Annotated in this window: 17 protein-coding genes and 1 other annotated feature; of the genes, 2 read left to right on the top strand and 15 right to left on the bottom strand. The window is 36.1% G+C overall.

The genetic code is table 11. The features are described 5' to 3' along the window. Positions 1–172 precede the first annotated feature (172 nt). Entirely contained in the window at positions 173–2,821 is a 2,649-nt protein-coding gene (locus TX86_RS01385; RefSeq protein ID WP_042345568.1) for a valine--tRNA ligase, read from the bottom strand. A gap of 141 nt (positions 2,822–2,962) precedes the next feature. Further along, positions 2,963–3,194, bottom strand: a binding site (T-box leader). 176 nt (positions 3,195–3,370) lie between these two features. Between TX86_RS01385 and TX86_RS27895 the strand changes: the two genes are divergently transcribed. Next, positions 3,371–3,562: a YszA family small membrane protein gene (locus TX86_RS27895; protein ID WP_081707521.1), complete on the top strand. Its 192-nt coding sequence runs from the start codon at positions 3,371–3,373 to the stop codon at positions 3,560–3,562. 384 nt (positions 3,563–3,946) lie between these two features. On the opposite strand, the gene ysxE is transcribed toward TX86_RS27895, so the two are convergent. The 11 genes from ysxE to hemA all read right to left on the bottom strand — a co-directional run bounded on the left by ysxE (position 3,947) and on the right by hemA (position 18,120). Then, positions 3,947–4,996 (bottom strand): spore coat protein YsxE, encoded by a 1,050-nt coding sequence (gene ysxE, locus TX86_RS01380; protein ID WP_081707520.1) that lies wholly within the window; start codon positions 4,994–4,996, stop codon positions 3,947–3,949. Positions 4,997–5,028: 32 nt separating this feature from the next. Continuing rightward, the gene (locus tag TX86_RS01375) at positions 5,029–7,146 is read right to left on the bottom strand and encodes a LysM peptidoglycan-binding domain-containing protein (RefSeq protein WP_042345566.1); all 2,118 of its coding nucleotides are present in this window, start codon (positions 7,144–7,146) and stop codon (positions 5,029–5,031) included. Positions 7,147–7,536: 390 nt separating this feature from the next. After that, the gene (locus TX86_RS01370; protein ID WP_042345565.1) at positions 7,537–9,405 is read right to left on the bottom strand and encodes an ABC transporter ATP-binding protein; all 1,869 of its coding nucleotides are present in this window, start codon (positions 9,403–9,405) and stop codon (positions 7,537–7,539) included. After that, positions 9,402–11,129, bottom strand: coding sequence for an ABC transporter ATP-binding protein (locus tag TX86_RS01365; protein WP_042345563.1), 1,728 nt, complete (start codon positions 11,127–11,129; stop codon positions 9,402–9,404). Before TX86_RS01365 ends, TX86_RS01370 begins: the two co-directional genes overlap by 4 nt. A 6-nt stretch (positions 11,130–11,135) precedes the next feature. Next, positions 11,136–11,594 carry a MarR family winged helix-turn-helix transcriptional regulator gene (locus TX86_RS01360; protein WP_052343498.1) on the bottom strand — a complete coding sequence of 153 codons (459 nt, stop codon included), beginning with the start codon at positions 11,592–11,594 and terminating at the stop codon, positions 11,136–11,138. A gap of 215 nt (positions 11,595–11,809) precedes the next feature. Continuing rightward, positions 11,810–13,096: a glutamate-1-semialdehyde 2,1-aminomutase gene (gene hemL / locus TX86_RS01355; protein ID WP_042345561.1), complete on the bottom strand. Its 1,287-nt coding sequence runs from the start codon at positions 13,094–13,096 to the stop codon at positions 11,810–11,812. 66 nt (positions 13,097–13,162) lie between these two features. Next, a complete protein-coding gene (gene hemB / locus TX86_RS01350) occupies positions 13,163–14,149 on the bottom strand; it encodes a porphobilinogen synthase (RefSeq protein ID WP_042345559.1) in 987 nt (328 codons plus the stop codon). A gap of 67 nt (positions 14,150–14,216) precedes the next feature. Further along, positions 14,217–14,984 carry a uroporphyrinogen-III synthase gene (locus tag TX86_RS01345; protein WP_042345557.1) on the bottom strand — a complete coding sequence of 256 codons (768 nt, stop codon included), beginning with the start codon at positions 14,982–14,984 and terminating at the stop codon, positions 14,217–14,219. Between the two features lie 5 nt (positions 14,985–14,989). Beyond that, a complete protein-coding gene (gene hemC, locus TX86_RS01340) occupies positions 14,990–15,916 on the bottom strand; it encodes a hydroxymethylbilane synthase (protein ID WP_042345555.1) in 927 nt (308 codons plus the stop codon). A 9-nt stretch (positions 15,917–15,925) separates the two neighbouring features. After that, positions 15,926–16,759 (bottom strand): cytochrome C assembly family protein, encoded by an 834-nt coding sequence (locus TX86_RS01335; protein ID WP_042345552.1) that lies wholly within the window; start codon positions 16,757–16,759, stop codon positions 15,926–15,928. A 14-nt stretch (positions 16,760–16,773) separates the two neighbouring features. Further along, entirely contained in the window at positions 16,774–18,120 is a 1,347-nt protein-coding gene (gene hemA / locus TX86_RS01330) for a glutamyl-tRNA reductase (protein WP_042345550.1), read from the bottom strand. A gap of 234 nt (positions 18,121–18,354) precedes the next feature. Here hemA and TX86_RS01325 point away from each other — a divergent pair, with 234 nt between their 5' ends. Then, on the top strand, positions 18,355–18,837 hold the full coding sequence (locus TX86_RS01325) for a LiaF transmembrane domain-containing protein (protein WP_042345548.1): 483 nt from the start codon (positions 18,355–18,357) through the stop codon (positions 18,835–18,837). Positions 18,838–18,935: 98 nt separating this feature from the next. On the opposite strand, the gene yihA is transcribed toward TX86_RS01325, so the two are convergent. From yihA to lonB, 3 genes are all read right to left on the bottom strand, one after another. After that, positions 18,936–19,520: a ribosome biogenesis GTP-binding protein YihA/YsxC gene (yihA, locus tag TX86_RS01320; RefSeq protein ID WP_042345547.1), complete on the bottom strand. Its 585-nt coding sequence runs from the start codon at positions 19,518–19,520 to the stop codon at positions 18,936–18,938. Continuing rightward, a complete protein-coding gene (gene lon, locus TX86_RS01315) occupies positions 19,521–21,842 on the bottom strand; it encodes an endopeptidase La (protein WP_042345544.1) in 2,322 nt (773 codons plus the stop codon). Between the two features lie 274 nt (positions 21,843–22,116). Continuing rightward, on the bottom strand, positions 22,117–23,784 hold the full coding sequence (gene lonB / locus TX86_RS01310) for an ATP-dependent protease LonB (protein WP_042345542.1): 1,668 nt from the start codon (positions 23,782–23,784) through the stop codon (positions 22,117–22,119). Positions 23,785–24,067 lie beyond the last annotated feature (283 nt).

The raw sequence follows: 24,067 nt of genomic DNA, 5'->3' as shown, positions 1-24,067 counted from the left end.
TATTGTATTTAATGAAAAAGTAAGGTTTATTCATCTTACTACTATAACATTTTATACCTTTTAACATTGTCTCACTATCTTTAGAGAGACATGCAATTACCATAACAAATTCAATAGGAAAAAGCATTCAATTGAGCTGCCAAGGCAGACTATTGAATGCTTTTTTTCCTTCTTAAATGTTTTGTAATTCTTGAATACGACGAATTACTGCATCACGTTTTTCACTGTAATCTTTTTCTTTCGCACGTTCTTCTTCAATTACCTTCTCAGGTGCTTTCTTAACAAAGCCTTCATTACTTAATTTCTTTTGAACACGTTCTACTTCTTTATTCAACTTATCAAGCTCTTTCTCAAGACGTTTCACTTCTTCTTCTACATTAATTAAACCAAGAAGAGGAAGAACTACTTCAACACCTGTCACAACAGCTGTCATTGCTTGACTTGGCTCTTCTACATCTGTACCGATTGTTAATACTTCAGGATTACAGAAACGTTCGATGTAGCCACTGTTATCTTTCAGACTTTGAGCAATTGTTTCGTCTTTTGCTTTTAAAATTAAGTTGATTTTTTTGCTTAGTGGTGTATTTACTTCCGCACGGATATTACGTACAGAGCGAATGATTTCCACCAATAGCTTCATATCTTCAGCCGCTTTTGTATTAGTTAAGTCTTCGTTCACTGTTGGCCAAGCTGCAGTTACAATTGTTTCCCCTTTGTGAGGTAGGTTTTGCCAAATTTCTTCAGTGATGAATGGCATGAATGGATGTAACAATCTCATTGTGTTATCCAATACGTAAGCTAAGATTGAACGAGTTGTTTTCTTCGCTTCTTCATCTTCACCGTATAGTGGAAGTTTCGCCATTTCGATGTACCAGTCACAGAAATCATCCCAGATGAAGTTATAAAGCACACGACCTACTTCACCGAATTCATATTTATCTGCTAAACGAGTCACTGTCTCAATTGTTTCGTTTAAGCGAGTAAGAATCCATTTGTCTGCTACTGATTTTTTACCAGTTAAATCGATTTCATCATATGTCATGCCGTCCATGTTCATTAATGCGAAACGAGAAGCATTCCAAATCTTGTTAGCGAAGTTCCAGATGCTTTCTACTTTCTCAATAGAGAAACGTAAATCTTGACCTGGTGAGCTTCCTGTTGATAAGAAGTAACGTAATGAGTCACAACCGTATTTGTCGATAACATCCATTGGATCAACACCGTTACCAAGTGATTTACTCATTTTACGACCTTCGCTATCACGAACAAGACCATGAATTAATACATCTTCGAATGGACGAGTTCCTGTAAACTCAATTCCTTGGAAAATCATACGTGATACCCAGAAGAAAATGATATCGTATCCAGTTACAAGTGCAGCTGTTGGATAATAACGTTTGAAATCTGCTGTATCTGTATCAGGCCAGCCCATTGTAGAGAAAGGCCATAATGCAGAAGAGAACCAAGTATCAAGAACATCATTATCTTGCGTCCAATTCTCAGCATCTTCTGGTGCTTCTGTACCTACATATACTTCACCTGTTTCATTGTGGTACCAAGCTGGAATACGGTGTCCCCACCATAATTGACGAGAAATACACCAGTCGCGGATATTTTCCATCCAACGTAAATAAGTTTTCTCGAAACGCTCTGGTACGAAGTTTACTTTCTCTTCTTCTTTTTGTTGAAGAGCGATTGCTTCGTCAGCAAGTGGTTGCATTTTAACGAACCATTGAGTAGAAAGATATGGTTCAACTACTGCTCCACTACGCTCAGAGTGACCCACAGAATGCATATGCTCTTCAATTTTGAAAAGAACATCTAGCTCTTGAAGATCTTTAATGATTTGCTTACGGCATTCGAAGCGATCCATACCTTCGTATTTACCAGCTTTCGCATTCATTGTTCCATCTTCATTCATAACAAGAATACGTTCTAAGTTATGACGGTTACCTACTTCAAAGTCGTTAGGGTCATGTGCAGGAGTCATCTTAACTACACCAGTACCAAATTCCATATCTACATAATCATCAGCAACGATTGGAATCTCGCGACCTACGATTGGAAGGATAACTGTTTTACCAATTAAATGCTTATAGCGCTCATCTTCTGGGTGAACAGCCACACCTGAGTCACCTAGCATTGTTTCTGGACGAGTTGTCGCAATTTCAATGTGACCAGAACCATCAGCCAATGGGTACTTCATGTGATAGAATGCACCTTGAACATCTTTGTAAATTACTTCGATATCAGAAAGAGCTGTTTTCGTAGAAGGATCCCAGTTGATGATATATTCCCCACGATAGATTAAGCCTTTCTTATATAAAGAAACGAATACTTCGTTTACTGCTTTTGATAAACCTTCATCAAGTGTGAAACGTTCACGAGAATAATCTAGGCCAAGACCCATTTTCGCCCATTGCTCACGAATGTGACCAGCGTATTCTTCTTTCCAACTCCACGTTTCTTCAACAAACTTCTCACGACCAAGGTCATAGCGACTAACACCATCATTACGAAGCTTTTCTTCAACCTTTGCCTGAGTAGCAATACCTGCATGGTCCATACCCGGTAACCAAAGTACGTCGTATCCTTGCATTCTTTTCATACGAGTTAAAATATCTTGCAGGGTTGTATCCCAAGCATGACCTAAGTGAAGTTTACCTGTAACGTTTGGTGGTGGAATTACGATTGTATATGGTGCTTTTGTTTCATCGCTTTCTGCTTTAAAGAAGCCACCCTTTACCCACCAGTCATAACGACCTTTTTCAATCGTTTGTGGATCATACTTCGTCGGCATTGATGTTTGATTGTTTTCCATTATGTCTTCCTCCTGATCATTCATTTTTAGAAAAACACGACTTATCTCCCACAATGGCGAAAGTCGATGTTTTTCTTATACTTTAATCCTTAAAAAAGTAAAACTTTATTAAAGTAAAACATAAAAAAACTCTCTTCCTTAAAAAAGGACGAAGAGAGTTGATTCGCGGTACCACCTTTATTCCAATTAATCTATGTACACTTAATTGGCGCTTAAAAATTATAACGGCTCTACACCGGCTTTTACTACTACTATTTCATAAAAGCAGCTCCTGGGCTACTTCAGTTTGCTCTTACTTAAAAAGCCTCTCAGCAACTGGCTTTTCTCTCTTAAAGCAGATTTCAAACGTACTACTCCCAATCATAGCAATTTCTATTATTTTATTATTTACTATAGTACAGAAAAAAGTGTTCTTTCGTCAATCATTCTTGACCTATTTCTATATTTTATACAACTCACAGCTTACATGTTACCCTTTCACATTTTTTTCATATGCTACATACAATAACCTATATAATTCAAATGCCCATATATAGGAGAGTCGGAAATATGAAAAGAAGATATAGCCCGTATAACATGCCTCCTTGGTTAAGAAATATTCGCAACGTGTGCAACCAATTTATCATTCCCATTTGTATTTTCCAAGCCATCCGTACTTTTTTCTTTCCTACCACATTCGATGTATTATTATTAGTTCTTCTTGTATGTGCCGCGGTGAGTATGCGTTATAATGTGTTCTAATAATGAAAGAGGCGTCTGAAAAGCGATTTTCAATCACTTTCAAGATGCCTCTTTTCAATTCATAACTTTATTTATATATTTAATTATTAATTGCGATACAGTTTCAGCCATTTGCTTTCGCTTTATATAAAGCCCGATCCGCTTCTTCAAATACTTTTTCAAAAGACATATCATTAAAAGAGATACTGTCTATATCCAAGATGAGTATTAGTAAAAAGACCCACTACAATATTAGAAAATTCAATAGCAATAAGAATTAAAAGTATTGGTATCATCCGTCTAAGATTTACCTTAATCACTTTTTCTTCCATTAAAATTATAAAGAAAATTCTAAACAAAAGCAAAAAACACCTGAAAAGTTTTCAGGTGCAGGGCATTAGTATATTAATTCCCTTGTTCTGCCGCTTGCTTAGCCGCTCTCTTCTGTCCTTCTATTTCTTCAATTTTCATAACAAAGTATTCAATATTTTTTAACTGCCAATAACTTTTTTGTAATTCCTTCACATATTTCAGTTCTGTTTTGGCATCATCATTCTTCCGAGAGTGATACGCTTCAATCGTTTGAATAAAACTCAATGGATAAGCGATGTAACTAGTAAAGAGCATAATTTCTTCTTCCTGCAAGGCAAAATACTTATTATAATGATATAGCCATTCCACACATTCATCACACCGAATCGGGAACGTATTACAATATCTCACAAAAAAGGGTAGCAAATCAAAATGCTGAGGTAATGGCTTTGAATTTTCAAAGTTAATGAAATAGCCTGCACCTCGTTCATTCAGTAAGAAGTGTTTTATACTCACTTTCCCATGAACTACAACAGTCCTGACTTTCTCATCATCTTTTGTTTTCTCGTACCATTCCTCCAGTTTACGAACAGAAAAAGAAAGAGCCTGTGTCACATCATAATAAAAAGAGCAAAACATCAACTCAAAAGGAGACATATACCATTTTTTTTCACATTGACCGATGTATTCTTCTAAAAATTGCTGCTGTTTCTTCCACATATCCTTTGTTTTCTCAAAATGACTTTCACGCTCTTCTTTTTCTATGGGAAGGCCTTTTACTGTAAGCGTGTGTATTCGAGCTAACTCACGAAACATTTGTTTATGTTTCTCATTACGCTCACCGCTTTCATCATTCGCAAGCCACGGCATTAGGTAATACAGCCTATTATTGTATAAAACTCCATACCGACCGTCACTAGTTGTATAAATAGGCACAACACGGTTGTATCCTCTTTGATACAACCGTTGTACATGCCTAATGAAATCCATACTATGTTCCGGAGCAATGCTTTTTAAAGCGTACACTCCTTGATTAGTATATACTTTATGAATACGCCCGAATGTTTCCGAATATTGGACTTGAAGCATATAATGCTTACTTACATCCTCAACCTCTCTTGATATATTTTCGCTTCTCTCCACCTGTATTCACTCACTTTCGCAGGCGTCATTTCTTATTTATGAATGGCCTTTTGAGGAATATATAATACTTTCCCACCTTCCACTTCACTTTCATCTTCTAAATGATTGTATGCAATAATCTCTTGTTTACTAATATCATAACGACTCGCTAAATCTGATAAACTTTCACCACTTTGAACTATACAAACTTTTAACCGAGTTTGTGTTTTGGTTTCTTTCTTTGCAAAGAAATCTGTTAAACTAACTGATAGCTTGCCTGTTTCAGCCTTTTGAGTTGTTACTTCCTGATCTTCCACTTTATAAATAGGGCGTTTATTAATATTCGTTTGAATGCTTTCTTCAACACGCCGTTTATTTGCTTGCTCTACTTGCAAAGATTCCTGCTCATTCCTTACTATTGAATTTAATACTTCTTCTTTAATTGAGCTCTCTTCATAATGTTGCTCTTCCCTTGAGGAATCATTTCTTACACTCGCCTCCACTTCTTCTAGACCGATATTTACCGTTTGATACGAACTTTCCTCCATCAAATCATTTTTAATTGTTGTAATATCATCAGGTTGATTAACCTCTTCTTCTCTTGCGTTAACTACTGGTTGTTTTGGATAGCTTGGAATTTCTGGAGGTGTAAAAATTGGCATTGGAATAGTAAAACTAGATTGAAAATGTAAAGGTTTATTTTCTAACGTTGTATTTTGAGCTCTCAATTGAACATCTTGGTATTGTGACGATTCTTCTTTCGGAATGGCATAAGCAGAAGCTTCAAATGATTCAAGTGATTTTTCCGCTTGTAATGAAACAGATTCCAGTTCAACATAACTTTCAGCTTCTTCATTTCTTTCCAAATCTTCAGTCACAGCTTCGGCTTCGTCATAACTCTCGTGTTGTAAAGATTCCGATTCCCGATTACTATAAAGATTTGTGTAAAAAGAATCATTTTCTACATTACTCTCTTCATCTAGTGTTTGAGATTCGTCATCATTGTACCGCCCAAGTGGAATAGACAAAGATTCATTATTCTCATCGTTTTCTAATTCGCTATTTCTTTCAATTGATGCAATTGATTCATTATCCACATAGCTTTCCGACTGCTTCATTTGAGATTCCACTTCACTATATCTTTCATATTCATCAGTCAACGATTCGTTATTCATATTACTTTCTGGCTGTAGCATTGATTCTGCCTCACTATATCGTTGATAATGGAATGATTCATTATTCATATTACTCTCTGGCTGCATCATCGATTCTGCTTCACTATATTGTTGAAAATGGAATGATTCATTATTCACATTACTCTCTGGCTGCATCATCGATTCTGTCTCACTATATCGTTGATAATGTAGCGATTCATTATTCATATTACTCTCTGGCTGCATCATCGATTCTGTCTCACTATATCGTTGATAATGTAGCGATTCATTATTCATATTACTCTCTGGCTGCATCATCGATTCTATTTCACTATACTGTCCATACTGATTCATTATTCCATCTTCAATAGTACTTTCTGCTTGTCTTTGGATTGATTCCTGCTCATAGTAACTTTCCTCTTGCAAAGTTAAGGATTCTTCATATTTTTCTGGAGCCTGAACATAGCTACTCTCACTTTGAATATACGTAACCGATTCCTCAAGTGGATATTCATAATACTCTTCACGTTCATCACTAGGCACATACTCATCTGATGTATATTGCAACTGGTCTCCATCATAAATACCCGTAATAATTAACTCGGCCATAAGTTTAATGCAGCTGTTCTCAGGCATATTATAATCAAAAGAAGAAATATCCACTTCTATGGCACTACGATCAACCACTCGATTTGTTGGGATACTTATATCAACAGGAAAAGTATGATGAAATAAAAAAATCCCATTATCTTCTCGACGTATTACATTTTGAATATATCTTTGATGCATTAATTGATTATAATTATTTTCGCTTTCCCATTCTTGATTATCATTAACCCCTTGATACTCCCCAGTTACTAAGAGTGATCCTTCAATAACTACATATTGATTTCTTTCCGTAACAGAAACTTTCGGCTCTATAGAAAGGGAAAATAATTCACTAACTTCCTGCCCCTTACGAAACCAAATTGATTCTTCTAAAGAAAATCGTAAACACGATTGATCTTGATTCGTCAAAACACGCTCCTCCTCTCAATCACTAAAAAGACTGCATCTATCATTAGTAAACCTATGAGGCGAAAGGTTTTTTTAGTACAGAAAGATAAGAAAAACCGACACCGGTATGTTTATGCTTCTTGTACTACTCCAAATCCAAAAAAGAGCTATGCGACAGCAATAAGACAAGATGTTCTTGAAAACCCGCTTTTGGTTTTCAAAACAGATTGACTTATTTCCGAGCATAGCAGGTGTATGGTTAGACATCGAAAAACCGATACTAGTCTTTTCAGTTGTTGCGTATACTTCTTGTTTCACTTCCAATAAAATTGAATTTTTATTAAGTATAATTTTGAACGGTAAAAAACGTAAAAAGGCGCCTGAAAAATGATTTTCAGACGCCCCCTTCAATTAACCTACATCATCAGCAATTTTCCCACCTGAGAACTGACTATTATAAAGATCCGCATAGAATCCGCCTTGATTCAATAGTTCTTGATGATTACCTTGCTCAATAACAGTTCCTTGATTCATAACAAGAATCAAATCTGCATCTTTAATGGTAGATAGTCGGTGAGCAATAACGAAGCTTGTTCTACCTTCCATTAAGTTATTCATTGCTTTCTGAATGTAAATTTCTGTTCTTGTATCTACACTACTTGTCGCTTCATCCAAAATTAAAATAGCTGGATTTGCTAAAATCGCACGAGCAATTGTTAACAACTGCTTCTGACCTTGAGAGATATTTGTTGCATCCTCATTTAATACCGTATCATATCCTTCCGGTAAAGTACGGATGAAATGATCAGCATGAGCCGCTCGAGCCGCTTGGAAAATCTCATCATCTGTTGCATTTTCACGTCCATAGGCAATATTGTCTTTAATACTACCATTAAATAGCCATGTATCTTGTAAAACCATACCGAATAGCTTTCGTAAATCGCTACGCTTCATTTCTGTAATATCTACACCATCAATTCGAATTGTTCCACTATTGATTTCATAGAAGCGCATTAGAAGATTGATTAGTGTTGTTTTTCCTGCTCCAGTTGGACCAACAATTGCAATAGTTTGACCAGGTTTCACATCAATATTCATATCTTCAATTAATGTAACCCCTTCTTTATATCCAAATGATACGTGCTCGAATGCCACTTGACCTTTTGGATAAGTGATTACCTTAGTATCTTTTACTTCAGGTACTTGCTCTTCTTCATCCAATAATTCGAATACGCGCTCGGCAGATGCGATAGTCGATTGAATAATGTTAGCGATATTTGCTGTTTGCATAAGTGGTTGTGAAAATTGACGAGCGTATTGGATAAAAGCTTGAATATCCCCAACAGCAATCGTTTTATGCGTAACTAAAATACCACCGATTACACTTATTAATACATAACCAACATTATTGACAAATGACATTAGTGGCATGATAATACCGGAAATAAATTGAGCTTTCCAGCCTGATTCATACAACTTCTCATTGATTTCTTCAAACTCTTGTAAAGCTTTCTTCTCATGCCCAAAAGCTTTAACTACTTCATGACCTGTATATAATTCTTCTACATGACCACTCAAATGCCCAAGTGATCTTTGTTGACCAATGAAATGACCTTGAGATCGTTTCGCAATCATCGCAGCAATTACCGCGCTTAGTGGAAGTGTTAATAATAATATCAATGTCATGATTGGACTTATCGTTAACATCATGATAATAACACCAATAATTGTTACAACCGATGTAATAACTTGCGTTAAACTTTGCTGTAAGGTTGTGCTAATATTATCCACATCATTAACAACTCTACTTAATGTTTCACCATGGGTTGTTCCATCAAAATATTTAAGTGGAAGTCGCGAAATCTTCTCTTCGGCTTCTTGACGTAGTTTATAAACCGTTTTCTGTGCCACACCAGCCATAACAAATTGCTGAATGAAGCTAAACAAAGAACTTAATAAATACAATCCAGCTAATAAGAACAAGATATTCGCAATATAACCAAAATCAATTCCTGCTCCAGGAATACCAGCATATTTCTGTGATATACCTTCAAATATTTTAGTAGTAGCTTTACCCAAAATCTTCGGACCTAAAATCGTGAAAATTGTACTAAGAATAGCCGTGATAAATACTGTTAATAAGCGAAATTTATGAGGTTTTAAATATCGTAATAATCGTTTTAAAGTTCCTTTGAAATCTTTCGCTTTATTTACCGGAGCACCCATTCCACCTCGTGGACCGAATCCACCAGGACCTTTATGTTGTTTTCTTTGACTCATGCGATCTCCTCCTCAGAAAGTTGAGAAGAAACAATTTCACGGTATACGTCACAGCTATCCATTAATTCATGATGTGTTCCCATTCCCGCTACGTTTCCTTCATCCAACACAATGATTCGATCAGCATCCATAACCGTTGTTACACGCTGTGCAACAAGTAATACAGTTGAATCTGTAATCTCCGGTTTCAATGCCGCGCGCAACTTCGCATCTGTTTTAAAATCAAGAGCAGAGAAGCTATCATCGAAAATATAAATTTCTGGTTTACGAACAAGTGCACGTGCAATAGAAAGACGTTGCTTTTGTCCTCCTGATACATTCGTTCCACCTTGAGCAATTTCAGATTGATAACCATCCTTCATATTCGCAATAAACTCTTCTGCTTGCGCAATTTTAGCTGCGTGCTCAATTTCTTCTTGTGTTGCATCTTCTTTACCAAAAGCAATATTTTCAGCAACCGTACCTGTAAAGAGCACCGCCTTTTGAGGTACCATACCGATTTTTTCTCGTAAATCAGCCAGTCGCATATTACGGACATCGATACCATCCACTAATATGCTTCCCGAATCAACTTCATAGAAACGAGGTATCATCTTAATGAGCGTTGATTTCCCTGAACCTGTTCCACCAATAATAGCCGTTACTTCACCTGGTCCTGCTGAAAATGAAATATTACATAGCGCAGGATGTTCAGCTCCTGGATAGCTAAACGTCACATCATTAAATTCTACAAAACCTTTTCGTTCCGTGGATGCTTCTTGATGCTCTGTTTCTTTAATAATAGGTTTCATTTCCAATACTTCATTAATACGTGTAGCAGATGCCGATGCTCTTGGAATTAAGACAAACATCATTGATAACATAACCATCGAGAACATTATTTGCATCGCATATTGTAAAAAAGCCATTAAATCTCCTACTTGCATATGACCATTATCGATGCGAAGTGCACCAAACCAAATAATTGCAATAGAAGTGAAGTTCATAATTAGCATCATGGCCGGCATTAAAGTCGCAATAATTTTATTTACTTTAATAGAAGTCTCTGTTAAATCCATGTTGGCAATATTAAATCTTTTCTTCTCATAATTAATACGATTGAATGAGCGAATGACTCTTACACCTGTTAAATTTTCACGTAATACACGATTCACTGCATCTAATTTAACTTGGACAAGTTTAAAGAGCGGAACGCCTTTCCAAATAACTAATCCGATTACTAAGAAAAGAGCTGGTACAGCAATCCAAAGCACACCTGCAAGCTCCGGATCTTTTCTATGCGCCATAATGATTCCACCAATCGCCATAAGCGGTGCGGTTACCATCATACGAAGAATCATATTTAATACCATCTGCACTTGCGTAATATCATTAGTAGTTCTTGTAATTAAGGATGCGGTCCCAACTTGATCAAATTCTTGTAGAGAAAATTCTTGCACATGAGAAAATACATGATGACGAAGATCTTTCCCATATGACATCGATACTTTCGCTGATAAATAACTAGCCACTACAGAACATATTGTTCCTAATGCGGCAACTAACAGCATAAAGCCACCGACTTTCCAAATATAAGGAATGTCATTTTTAATTACACCAACATCAATTATGTCAGCCATTAATGTCGGCATATATAAATCTGTAAGCGCCTGTATAAAAAGCAAGCCTAGTATAAAAACAATCGGCATGCTATAAGGCTTAATATAAGTCAACAGTTTGCGCATAACACATCAGCTCCCTGAATTATTCTTCTCATTATAAAATGTATAAACATTTGATAGCAATCTTACTAATTCTTTACTATCCTCTGTACCTAGATATTCAGAAAGGTCACTAAACACCTGTACGAAATGCTTTCTTGCATCTTGAGCAATTAATTTTCCCTCACTAGTTAACTTTACTAGCACCACTCTTCGATCACGTTCATCCATTCTACGTTCTATAAGTCCATCTTTTTCAAGCTTATTTAACAATTGTGTAATAGAAGGAGTGCTAACGCGAAGTCGCTTACTTATTCCAGAAACTTTCATTTCATTTAATGGAGGCTCTGCTTCATCACTTATACAAAGCAAAACTCTAACCTCACTCGGGTTATTCCCTTGTTTAGATTTATGCTGCCAATGCATCCTCTTAATTTTCAAGAAAGCCTCAATCAACTCTCTCGTTATTTCATTTGAAGGCGCACTCACTTTAAACACCTCTCCTTTATTTAATATCCTTAATTATTAAGTAACCTAATTATTTGTAAGGCCAATTATATTCCTCTCATAGTCATAGGTCAACCAACATCCAGGTAGAAAAAATATCCACTTTACAATCTTTATTAATTATATTTATATAATTAAATCCACACAAAAAAAGCTAACACCTTTTATAGTGTTAGCTTTTTCTTATTTGCTCTAAATTATTTCAATGTAGAAAATGCTTTTTCTGCTGCAGCAATTGTTTTCGCAATATCTTCATCGCTATGCGCAGTTGATAAGAATAATCCTTCAAATTGAGATGCAGGTAAGAAAATACCTTCATTAGCCATTTCACGATAATATGCCGCGAAGAAGTCTAAATCAGAGCTCTTTGCTGTCTCATAATTAATAACCTTCTCATTCGTAAAGAAGAAACCTATCATAGAACCTGCACGATTAAATGTTAATGGAACATTGTATGTGGCAGCTGCTTTCGTGAAGCCTTCCTCTAAAAGATCGCCTTTACGTTTAAATTCCACATAATCTTCAGGTGTTAAATTCTTCAATGTAATTAACCCTGCCGTCATTGCTAATGGATTACCAGAAAGCGTACCTGCCTGATAAATTGGACCACTTGGAGCAATATTTTTCATAATCTCTTCTTTACCACCGAAAGCACCTACTGGTAAACCACCACCAACTACTTTACCGAACGTAGTTAAATCTGGTTCAACGTCATAAAAGCCACTTCCACAATGATAATCCACACGGAAGCCTGTCATAACTTCATCAAAGATTAATAATGCACCATATTGTTTTGTCACATCACGCAATCCTCGTAAAAATCCTGGAAGTGTTGGTACAACACCCATATTTCCAGCTACCGGTTCTACAATAATAGCAGCAATATCTTCACCATGTTGTTCAAATGCATAACGGATTGCTTCAAGATCATTATAAGGAACTGTAATTGTATTCATAGCAGTACCTTCTGGAACACCAGGGCTATCAGGTAAACCTAATGTCGCTACCCCAGAACCCGCTTTAATTAAAAGCGAATCACCATGGCCATGGTAACAACCTTCAAATTTAATAATTTTATTTCGACCTGTATAACCACGAGCTAAACGTAGCGCACTCATTGTCGCTTCTGTTCCAGATGAAACCATACGAATCATTTCAACTGAAGGTACACGCTTCATAATTTCTTTCGCTAATTCATTTTCAATCAATGTAGGAGTTCCAAAGCTTGTCCCAGTTTCAGCAACTTTCTTAATTCCTTCAACTACTTCTGGATGAGTATGTCCAAGAATTAAAGGTCCCCAAGAAAGTACATAGTCTATATATTCATTGCCATCAATATCGTAAAGCTTAGAACCGTGACCACGTTCCATAAAGATTGGATCCATATTAACCGATTTAAAAGCTCGAACAGGACTGTTTACACCGCCTGGCATTAAATGAACTGCTTCTTTATAAGCAGCTTGTGACTTAGTATAATCGCGCATAATTATAGTCTCCTTTAGTAAAAGCTTTGAAAAGTCTTTCATTCATTAGTATCAAATGTACTCTATCTATTTCTCATCTAACCAACGAGCTACATCTTTAGCGAAATACGTAATAATTAAATCTGAACCTGCTCGTTTCATTCCTAATAGTGTTTCTAGGACAATGCTCTTCTCATCAATCCAACCATTGATAGCTGCAGCCTTAATCATGCTGTACTCACCGCTCACATTATAAGCTACGATTGGAAGGTTCACATTGTTTTTCACGTCTCTAATAATATCCATATATGCTAAAGCTGGTTTAACAATTAAGAAATCTGCGCCTTCGAGCAAATCAGATTCTGCCTCACGTAAGGCTTCCATACGATTTGCTGAATCCATTTGATACGTTTTTCGATCGCCAAATTGTGGTGCACCATTAGCAGCATCACGGAATGGACCATAATATGCCGATGCATATTTAACCGCATAAGACATAATTGGAATATGTGTGTATCCAGCTTCATCTAATCCTGCACGGATAGCCGCAACAAATCCATCCATCATATTTGATGGAGCAATAATATCAGCACCAGCTTCTGCTTGACTAATTGATGTCTTCACCAAAACCTCTAGCGATTCATCGTTCAAGATTTGATCACCTTCTACGATTCCGCAATGTCCGTGATCTGTATACTCACATAGACATGTATCAGCAACTACTAATACTTCTGGATACTTCTCTTTAATCATTCGTGTTGCTTGTTGAATAAGGCCATTATGAGAAAATGCTCCTGTTCCACATGCATCTTTTTCATGCTGATATGGAACACCAAACAGAATCAATGCTCTTATACCTAAATTAATAGATTCTTCTACTTCACCAAGTAGATTATCTAAAGATAATTGATAGATGCCTGGCATCGATTCAATTTCATTACGAACATTGTCACCAGCAGCAATAAAAATAGGGTAGATTAAATCTTCTTTACGTAAATACGTTTCTCTTACTAACGCACGCATTCCTTCACTTTGACGTAAGCGTCTATGGCGTGTAAATTGAATTTCTGTCATCACATTTCCCTGCCTTTTTTATATGTAAAATACTTTTTTATCCTACCAGATTAAATAAATTTCTACTTTATTTCCCCGAGAAATACGCTAGTATACTTTCCATCAAACCTTCCATCGTATATTTCTCAGCACTAATATCCACTTGTAGACCGTATTGTTCCGCAGTCTTCTTCGCAATTGGTCCAATACAGGCAATCTGACTATTCTCAATTTGATCAATTAAATTATATTGATTGACGATACCCATAAAATGATGAACTGTCGAGGAGCTAGTAAAACTAATAATATCACACTTATTAGTTTTTAAAGCTTCTCGCAACTCATTTTCACTTTCTTCCGGCATGACTGTTTCATATAAAATAATTTCATCACAAGTAAAACCTTGTTCTCGAAGTTGATTAGCAATAACCGTTCTCGCTAAATTTCCTTTTACAACTAATACTTTTGCACCCTTCTTCAAAACAGGAATAAATTCATTCGTAAAACACTCTGCAACAAACTTTGTAGGCACAAATTGTGGTTCATAACCATATTTTCGTAAAGCTACCATTGTCTTCTCACCAATAACGGCGATTTTATTCTTCAATGAACGATTGAACTGTTGGAAGAAAAACTTCACTCCATTTTTACTAGTAAACACAACCCAATCGTATCGTTCAATTGAATCTAGTTTCTTTTGTATCTCATCTGTCACTACACAAGCCTGGAAGCCAATTAAAGGAATAGTGATAGCATTCCCGCCATAGCTCGTAATGGCTTCAGCAAATTGCTTACTATCACGTTCCTCTCTTGTAATTAACACCGTTTTTCCTTGAAGTAACAAATCTGTTTCCATGAAATTTACAACTCCACTTTTACGTCATCAATTAACTTTTGCGCACCTCTAGCTTGTAGAGCTTTAGCCGCTTCATTTCCTACTGCTTCAGCATCTACACCACTTACTTTTTCTTGTAAAATAATCTTCCCATCAGGTGAAGCTACTAAAGCTGTTAGAGATACTTCTTCTTTCTCATTCATTGTTGCGAAACCTGCGATTGGAACTTGACAGCCACCTTCCATCGCATGTAAAAATGCTCTTTCAGCAGTTACTGTTTTCGTCGTAGACGGACAAGCGAATTGAGCTAAGCCTTCCAATAGTTCGGCATCATCACTACGACATTCAATAGATAAAGCCCCTTGTCCTACTGCAGGCAAACAAAGCTCCGGCTCTAAATATTGTGTTACCACATCAGAACTCCAGCCTAATCTTGAAAGACCCGCTGCTGCTAGAATAATAGCATCATAATCTTCATCTTTTAGCTTTTGTACACGTGTATCAATGTTTCCACGAATCCATTTAATTTCTAAGTCTGGTCGTTTAGCTAATATTTGTGCACTTCTTCTTAAGCTACTTGTTCCAACAACAGAACCAGGTTTTAGTTCTTCTAAAGTTAGACCTTCTTTTGAAATCAATACATCACGATGATCTTCTCTCTCTGGAATGCAACCGATTGTAAGATCTTCAGGTAGAATAGCTGGCATATCTTTCATACTATGTACAGCTATATCAATCTCTTTAGAGAGCAAAGCTTGTTCAATTTCCTTTACAAACAAACCTTTCCCACCTACTTTTGATAGAGTTACATCAAGAATTCGATCACCTTTCGTAACAATCTCTTTCACTTCAAATTCAAAAGGTAAATTCAACCCTTTCAACTGATCAATAACCCAATTCGTTTGTGTAAGTGCCAATTTACTTCTTCTAGATCCAACAATAATTTTTCGCATAATAGCCTCCTACGTATTCCAATAGTGAAAACCTGATAAACTACCAAATAAAAAGAAATTAATAAGTACAATCAAAAAGGAAGCAATATTCCAATAGGCTAGTTGCCTGCCATAAACTTGTTTTCTTACTCTTACATAAATATACAAACTATAGCATAGTAGCATAACGAGAGAACCGATTACTTTCGTATCAAACCAACTAAGCTCTGGCAATTTCATATTAGCCCATTGAATGCCGAGCACTAAGCCAAAAAATAATATCGGTACACCAATAACATTTAATAGATAAGACCATTGTTCAAGCTTCGCAAGATCGCCTAATCGGATTAGCCTTTTTCCCCATTTCTTACGTTTCAACAAATCATACTGTATTAAGTATAGAATCGATAATACGAATGATAGAGTAAATGCACCATAAGCAAGAATAGCCATTGTAATATGAATCAGTAGCAGTTCTGACATTAATTGTTGTGCAAGCACCCTCGATTCAAATTGTACTGGAGCAAATGTATGAACGGCCATCAAAATAAAACCGAGTACATTCGTAAAAAAAACAATGAAATCCGTTTTAAGAAACTTATTAATACAAAGCGATAAGGTAATTAGTACCCATACATAAAAATACAAACCTTCAAAAAGCGTTAATACTGGGAAGCGACCTGTTTGTTGCATGTACAGAAATAAAAAAATTGTTTGTAAAAACCAAACAATCGCAAGCAACCAGAAAGCAAACTTATTTGCTTTCTGGTTATTATGAAGAAAATCAACAAAATATAAAAGTACACTTAACGCATATAAGACAACTGTCATTTCATGAAGTCTTGTCATTGAAATGTCAAGCATATAAATATCCCCACTTACGCTTCAACTACGATAGCTTTTAGCTCTTTTATTTTAGAAGAACGAACCTTGTTTTGTTTAGCTGTTTGCGTTTCTACTAAGTGTTCAATATTAAATGTTTGCACAAATCCTTTAAGTGCGTCTTCACGATTTTTTTGTCCGGCTAATTCTTTTGCATATAGTACCGGATCTTTTAACATTTGATTGATAATACTTTTTGTATGCTTACTAATAATTTTTCTCTCACGATCCGATAATTGAGGTAATTTTCTTTCTAAGCTTTCCATCGTTTCTGCTTGAATAGAAAGTGCCTTTTCTCGCAATGCTGAAATAACCGGAACGACACCAAGCATATTTAACCAATTGTTAAATTCAACAATCTCTGCTTCCACCATCATCAAGATAGCTTCTGCTGCTATTTTACGCTCTTGTAAATTCGCTTCGACAATACCTTCTAAATCATCTATATCATATAAGAATACGCTTTCCATTTCAGATAAAGCAGGATCTAAATCCCTTGGCACTGCAATATCAACCATGAAAATAGGGCGACCTTTACGCATTTGATTAACATATGACATTGAATCTTTTGTAATGACGTATTCTTTAGACCCTGTGGAAGAAATGACAATATCCGCTTCCACTAATGCACATTGTAGTTCGCGAAGCTCCTTTGCTTTACCATCAAATTTCTTAGCTAAAACAAGTGCTTTTTCATGTGTACGATTAATAACAGATACTTTTTTAGCACCTGCACTATATAAATTTTGAATAGCGAGTTCACCCATCTTACCCGCACCGATAACTAGAACATTTTTATTATGCAAGTTACCGAAAATCTTCTTAGCCAATTCTACTGCTGCATAGCTTACAGAAACAGCATTCGTATTAATTTCCGTCTCAGAATGTGCTCTTTTTGCTAAAGTTACTGCCTGTTTAAATAATTGATTAAATACGGTACCAATCGTTTCCTCTTGTTGAGCTAACGCAAAGCTTGAGCGTACTTGACCAAGAATTTGTGTTTCGCCTAGAATCATTGAATTTAAGCCACAGCTAACTTGGAATAAATGATCCACAGCTTGATCTGCCGAATAGATGAATAAATATGGAGAAAAGTCTTCTGCAGGTAAATCAAACCATTGAGATAAAAATTCTTTAATATAATACCGACCTGTATGAATTTGATCCACAACAGCATATATTTCTGTACGATTACATGTTGAAATAATTATATTTTCTAATATGCTTTTCTTCTTTTGTAATGCAATCATTGCATCTGCAAGTTCGGCCTCATTGAATGATAAGCGCTCTCGAATCTCAACAGGGGCAGTCTTATAATTTAATCCAACTGCTAGTATATGCATCCTTTTGTTCGCACCCCCACGAAAAAAATTACATAGTTATTTAAACTATATTATAACACGTTAATTATTCAAACAGTTCCAAAAATTTGAACATATCTTGACATGCTATGCTACTATGGAATATATAATGATAATATTTTAACTTATTATATAATAATTATTACTAAGTAATAACGTAACAAAATCGACATGTATCTTCAAGTACTTTGATTTGAAAGAAGGTTTGGTAATGATATGAATTCACGGAATCTATTTGCAGCAACCACTTTAATTCTTTTTGGTATTTATTTTTTTCTTAATCAATCAAGCATTGAAGTATTCCCAACCTTTTATACTTGGCCGACATTATTATGTATTGTAGGAATTGCATTCTTAGTACAGTCATATAAAGCAAACAACAGCGAAGCCATTCTTCCTGGTGTTATACTCTTTGGCTTTGGATTGCATTTTCATATTACACACTACTTTTCTGTATGGCCTAATGAAATCGGTGTTTTTATCCTTATTATCTCATTAGGCTTTTTACTTCAATCTCGAAAATCCAAAACAAGCTCTATTCCAGGCATCTTAATGCTTATAATATCCATTTTACTGCTATTTAACGAGAAAGCCTCAAGCCTTTTAGGAACACTAGGAACCGGTATAGATTCAGTTCTTTCCTTCTGGCCTTTTTTACTGGTCGGAATCGGTATTGCCTTATTAATAAAGAAAAAATAGTTATGTGAAAAAGGGCTGTCCGAAAAGTAGTTAAAAATTACTTTTCGGACAGCCCCTTTTTCACTTTAAAATCAATATATCGGTGACGGCTTTTCTTATTATTTCATTCGTGCCGCAAGAGCATTCCAAGCCACATCTTTACCTTGACCTGTTTCAGATGAGAAAAGAATAATCTCGTCGCCTTTTTCTAAATCTAACGTTTCCTTTGTAATCTTCAAATGTTTCTGCCATTTACCTTTCGGAATTTTATCCGCTTTCGTGGCAATCACGATTACTGGAATCTCATGATGCTTAAAGAAATCATACATCATTACATCATCTTTCGTTGGCGGATGGCGTAAATCTACAATTAATAATGCTGCTTTCAGTTGTTCTCTTGAAGTTAAATATGTTTCAATCATTTTACCCCAAGCAGCTCTCTCTGACTTAGAAACTTTTGCATATCCATATCCAGGTACATCTACAAAGTGAAATTCTTCATTTATGATAAAGAAATTTAATGTTTGTGTTTTTCCTGGTTTAGAAGATGTTCTTGCCAAACTTTTGCGATTAAGCATTTTATTTATGAATGAAGACTTACCTACATTCGAGCGCCCTGCTAATGCAAACTCTGGCAAATCCCCTTCAGGATATTGCTCTTTTCTCACAGCGCTTATAACAATCTCTGCGCTTGTAATTTTCATTTATTTACCTCCTACTAATGCTAGCTCTAGCACTTCATCGATGCTTGACACAGGATGAAAGCTTAATTCTTTACGAATGCTTTCTGGAATATCATCTATGTCTTTTTCGTTCTCTTTAGGAAGGATAATCGTCGTTAATCCTGCTCTATGAGCACTTAATGTTTTCTCTTTCAGTCCACCAATCGGTAAAACACGACCTCTTAACGTTATTTCTCCAGTCATACCTACTTCCTTACGAATTGGTTTTCCTGTAAGAGCTGAAACAATGGCAGTTGCCATGGTAATTCCTGCTGAAGGACCATCCTTCGGCACTGCACCTTCAGGAACATGAATATGAATATCGTACTTCTCATAGAAGTTCTCATCAATTCCTAACTCAGCCGCTTTTGAACGAACACATGTTAAAGCTGCTTGTGCAGATTCCTTCATCACATCACCAAGCTTACCAGTTAAAGAAAGTTTACCTTTTCCTGATGATAAAGACACTTCGATTTGCAACGTATCTCCACCTACTGTTGTGTAAGCAAGCCCAGTCGCAACTCCTACTGTATCATTTTTTTCAGCTTGACCATAGTGAAATTGTTTTTTACCTAAAAATTCCTCGATATTCTTATCTGTAATAGTAACTCGTTTCTTATCACCAGAAACGATGATTTTAGCTGTTTTACGACAGACGCTTGCAAGTTGACGCTCTAAGCTACGTACACCTGCTTCACGTGTATAATAACGAACGATACTAAGAATAGCATCTTCCTTGATTTGTAGCTGTGTCTTTTTCAAGCCATGATTTTCAATTTGCTTTGACAACAAATGCTCTTTCGCAATATGCATTTTTTCAAGCTCCGTATAACCTGCAATCGTAATAATCTCCATACGATCACGTAACGGACCTGGAATTGTTGCTAAATTATTCGCAGTAGCGATAAACATAACATTCGATAAATCATATGTTTCTTCAATATAATGGTCACTAAATGTATGATTTTGTTCTGGGTCTAACACTTCAAGCATAGCTGATGAAGGATCCCCTCTAAAATCATTCGACATTTTATCTATTTCATCTAATAGGAACACTGGGTTAATAGTTCCAGCTTTTTTCATCCCTTGAATGATACGTCCTGGCATTGCGCCAACATACGTTCTACGATGACCACGAATCTCAGATTCATCACGAACACCACCAAGTGATACACGTACAAAATTTCTATTTAAAGAAGAAGCAATTGATTTAGCAAGACTTGTTTTACCAACACCGGGAGGGCCTGCTAAGCATAAAATAGGACCTTTTAGTGATTTCGTTAGCTGTTGAACCGCTAAATATTCCAACACACGCTCCTTCACTTTTTCAAGACCATAATGCTCTTCATTAAGAATGCGTTCAGCTTTTTTAAGATTATGGTCATCTTTTGTTGCATTTGACCAAGGAAGTGCAATTAACCAATCAATATATGTGCGGATAACTGAGCTTTCAGCTGAACTGGATGGAATCTTCTCATATCGATCTAATTCCTTCAATGCTGTCTTTTCTACATTTTCCGGCATACCAGCTTCTTTAATTTTCTCAGTTAGTACACTTACCTCACCGGTTTTTCCTTCTTTATCTCCTAATTCCTTCTGAATCGCCTTCATTTGTTCACGTAAGTAGTATTCTTTTTGCGTTCTTTCCATAGAACGCTTCACACGCTCACCAATCTTCTTTTCTAATTGAAGAATTTCACGTTCATTATTAATGAAATCAATAACTTTCGTTAAGCGATTTTTTACATCAATTGCTTCTAATACTTCTTGTTTGTCCTTCACTTGCAATGGCAAATGTGATGTTACAATATCTGCTAACCGACCTGGTTCTTCAATATCAGCTGTCGCCGAATACGTTTCAGTCGCATTCTTTTTAGACATTTTTATGTATTGCTTAAATGAAGATAACAGTGTTCTCATTAATGCTTGATGCTCAGCATCTTTTTCAACTGAGTCTGGGAAAGTACGCAATGAAACAGCTGCATATGTATCATGATCAATATAAGAAACAATTTCCGCTCTTTCTAATCCTTCGACTAAGACACGAATTGTTCCGTTCGGAAGCTTTAACATTTGTTTAACTTTTGTCAATGTACCGATATTATAGATATCATCCTCATCTGGATCTTGTATAGAAGTATCTACTTGTGTTGTCAAAAAGATTTGATGATCTTCTACCATCGCTTTCTCTAAAGCTTGAATGGATTTTTCTCGTCCTACATCTAAATGTAAAACCATTGTTGGGTATACAATTAGTCCTCTTAATGGAAGGAGGGGAACGATGATTTCATTATTGTTAGTCATACCTAACACCTCCAAATAAAGTGCATTACTCCATGCATTTCTATAGATGTATACAGTCTTTTAACAATTCTAACTTAAATAGTGACAAGTGTCTATTAGTTTACTGCTAAGCGGAAAAACGCATAAAAACACAAACTTTACTTAATAGGAAAACACTACTCTATAATTTGTTTTACCCTAAAAACAACAAGATAATTACGCAAAAAGACCGATTCTAAAAAAAGAATCAGCCATCTTTTTCCTCCAGGATAAAATGTACTAAGATTATCGATTTCTATAGTAAATTTTCTCTCGGTAAGATATTTAACTCTGGTAAATGTTCATTTGCTTTTAAGTCTTTTTTCAATGCATATTCAAGCACTTCTTTAAAATGTGTCACAGGTATAATCTCAATATCACGGAAATCTTTCAACATATTTTGCATATTTTCTTTTGGAATAATGACTGTTTTGGCTCCTGCTTGCAAGGCTGCCTTCACTTTCGGGTAAATTCCTCCAATTGGTTTCACCCCACCATGAATACTAATCTCTCCTGTCATTGCAACCGTCTTTTGTACAGGAATCTTGTAAATAGCAGAATAAATCCCCGTAGCCATCGCAATACCTGCCGATGGTCCATCAATCGGTATTCCTCCTGGAAAATTCACATGAATATCAAATGAATCAGCAGGTACTCCCATCGAACGTAACACCGTGACTACATTTTCAATCGAACCGCGAGCCATACTTTTTCTACGAATAGATTTGCCACTTCCACCAATGCTCTCTTCTTCTACAATACCTGTTATAGTAATGGTTCCTTTTTCTTTTGTTGGAATAACCGTGACTTCTATTTCAAGTAGCGCTCCACTATTAGGACCGTATACAGCCAAACCATTAATTAACCCAATTTTTGATTGAGGGCCAATTTTCTTATCCATACGAGGACTTAGTTGACTACTTTGGACAATCCATTCAATCTCTTCGTCTTTCAATGTATCTCTGTTATCTGTAATAGCTAGCCCTGCTGCAATTTGAACCATATTTACAGCTTCTCTTCCATTCCTAGCATATTTAGCTAGAAAGTTAAGGCCTGCGTCACTAGCTTTCAAACCAATCTTATTTGCAGCATTACTCGCAACTGCTATGACTTCCTCAGGCTCTAGCTCTCGGAAAAACACTTCCATACAACGAGAACGTATAGCTGGAGGAATTTCATTAGGTGTTCTTGTAGTTGCACCAATTAATCGAAAATCCGCTGGTAATCCATTTTGGAAAATGTCATGAATATGTGCTGGGATTTGCTGATTTTCTTCAGAGTAATAAGCGCTTTCAAAAAACACTTTACGATCCTCTAACACCTTTAATAACTTATTCATTTGTATTGGATGTAATTCACCAATTTCATCAATGAAAAGCACACCACCATGAGCATTAGAAACAGCGCCTTGTTTCGGTTGTGGAATCCCTGCCTGTCCCATCGCCCCTGCTCCTTGATATATCGGATCATGAACGGAACCAATTAACGGGTCTGCAATTCCTCTTTCATCAAACCGAGCAGTTGTAGCATCTAGCTCAACAAAGACCGACGATGCACCAAATGGAGATTTCTCCACTTTTTTCGCTTCTTCCAATACTAGTCTTGCTGCAGCTGTTTTCCCAACTCCAGGAGGCCCATAAATAATAACATGTTGTGGATTAGGGCCACAAAGTGCAGCTTTTAATGATTTAATACCATCTTCTTGACCAATAATTTCTTTAAAGCTTGCTGGTCTAACCTTTTCAGCAAGTGGCTCAGATAATCGAATGGATCTCATCTTTTTTAAATGCTCCATCTCTTTCCTTGATTCTCGATCAATGGTTACCTTGTGCGCTCTCTGTCCTTTCAAAAGATTCAAGAAGTACATTCCAATCACAACTCCGAAAAAAAGCTGTACGATAATGATAATAGTTGTCCAACTCATTGCCTTCCCTCCTGAAAAGAATACCTAGTTTGTCAAGTGCATAATAAAAGGCTATGTAATCTATAAGTCATATACACTGTAGAATCATACCTAAAAACACTTCGCTTATTTACGCTTTACTACAAAACGTTCAATCTATAGAGCATATATTCAGCTATTTCTTATATAGCCTAGTATCACCTTTTCTTGTAAAAATTAACCGTATAAAAAAGAAAAAAAGGTTGTACCGAAAGTTACTTACAACTCTCAGTACAACCTTTTGATTGTATTATCAATATATACC

The sequence above is a fragment of the Bacillus massiliigorillae genome (genome assembly GCF_000380245.2).
Taxonomy (GTDB): domain Bacteria; phylum Bacillota; class Bacilli; order Bacillales; family DSM-1321; genus Bacillus_AD; species Bacillus_AD massiliigorillae.
This window is presented reverse-complemented; position numbering and strand designations above follow the sequence as displayed.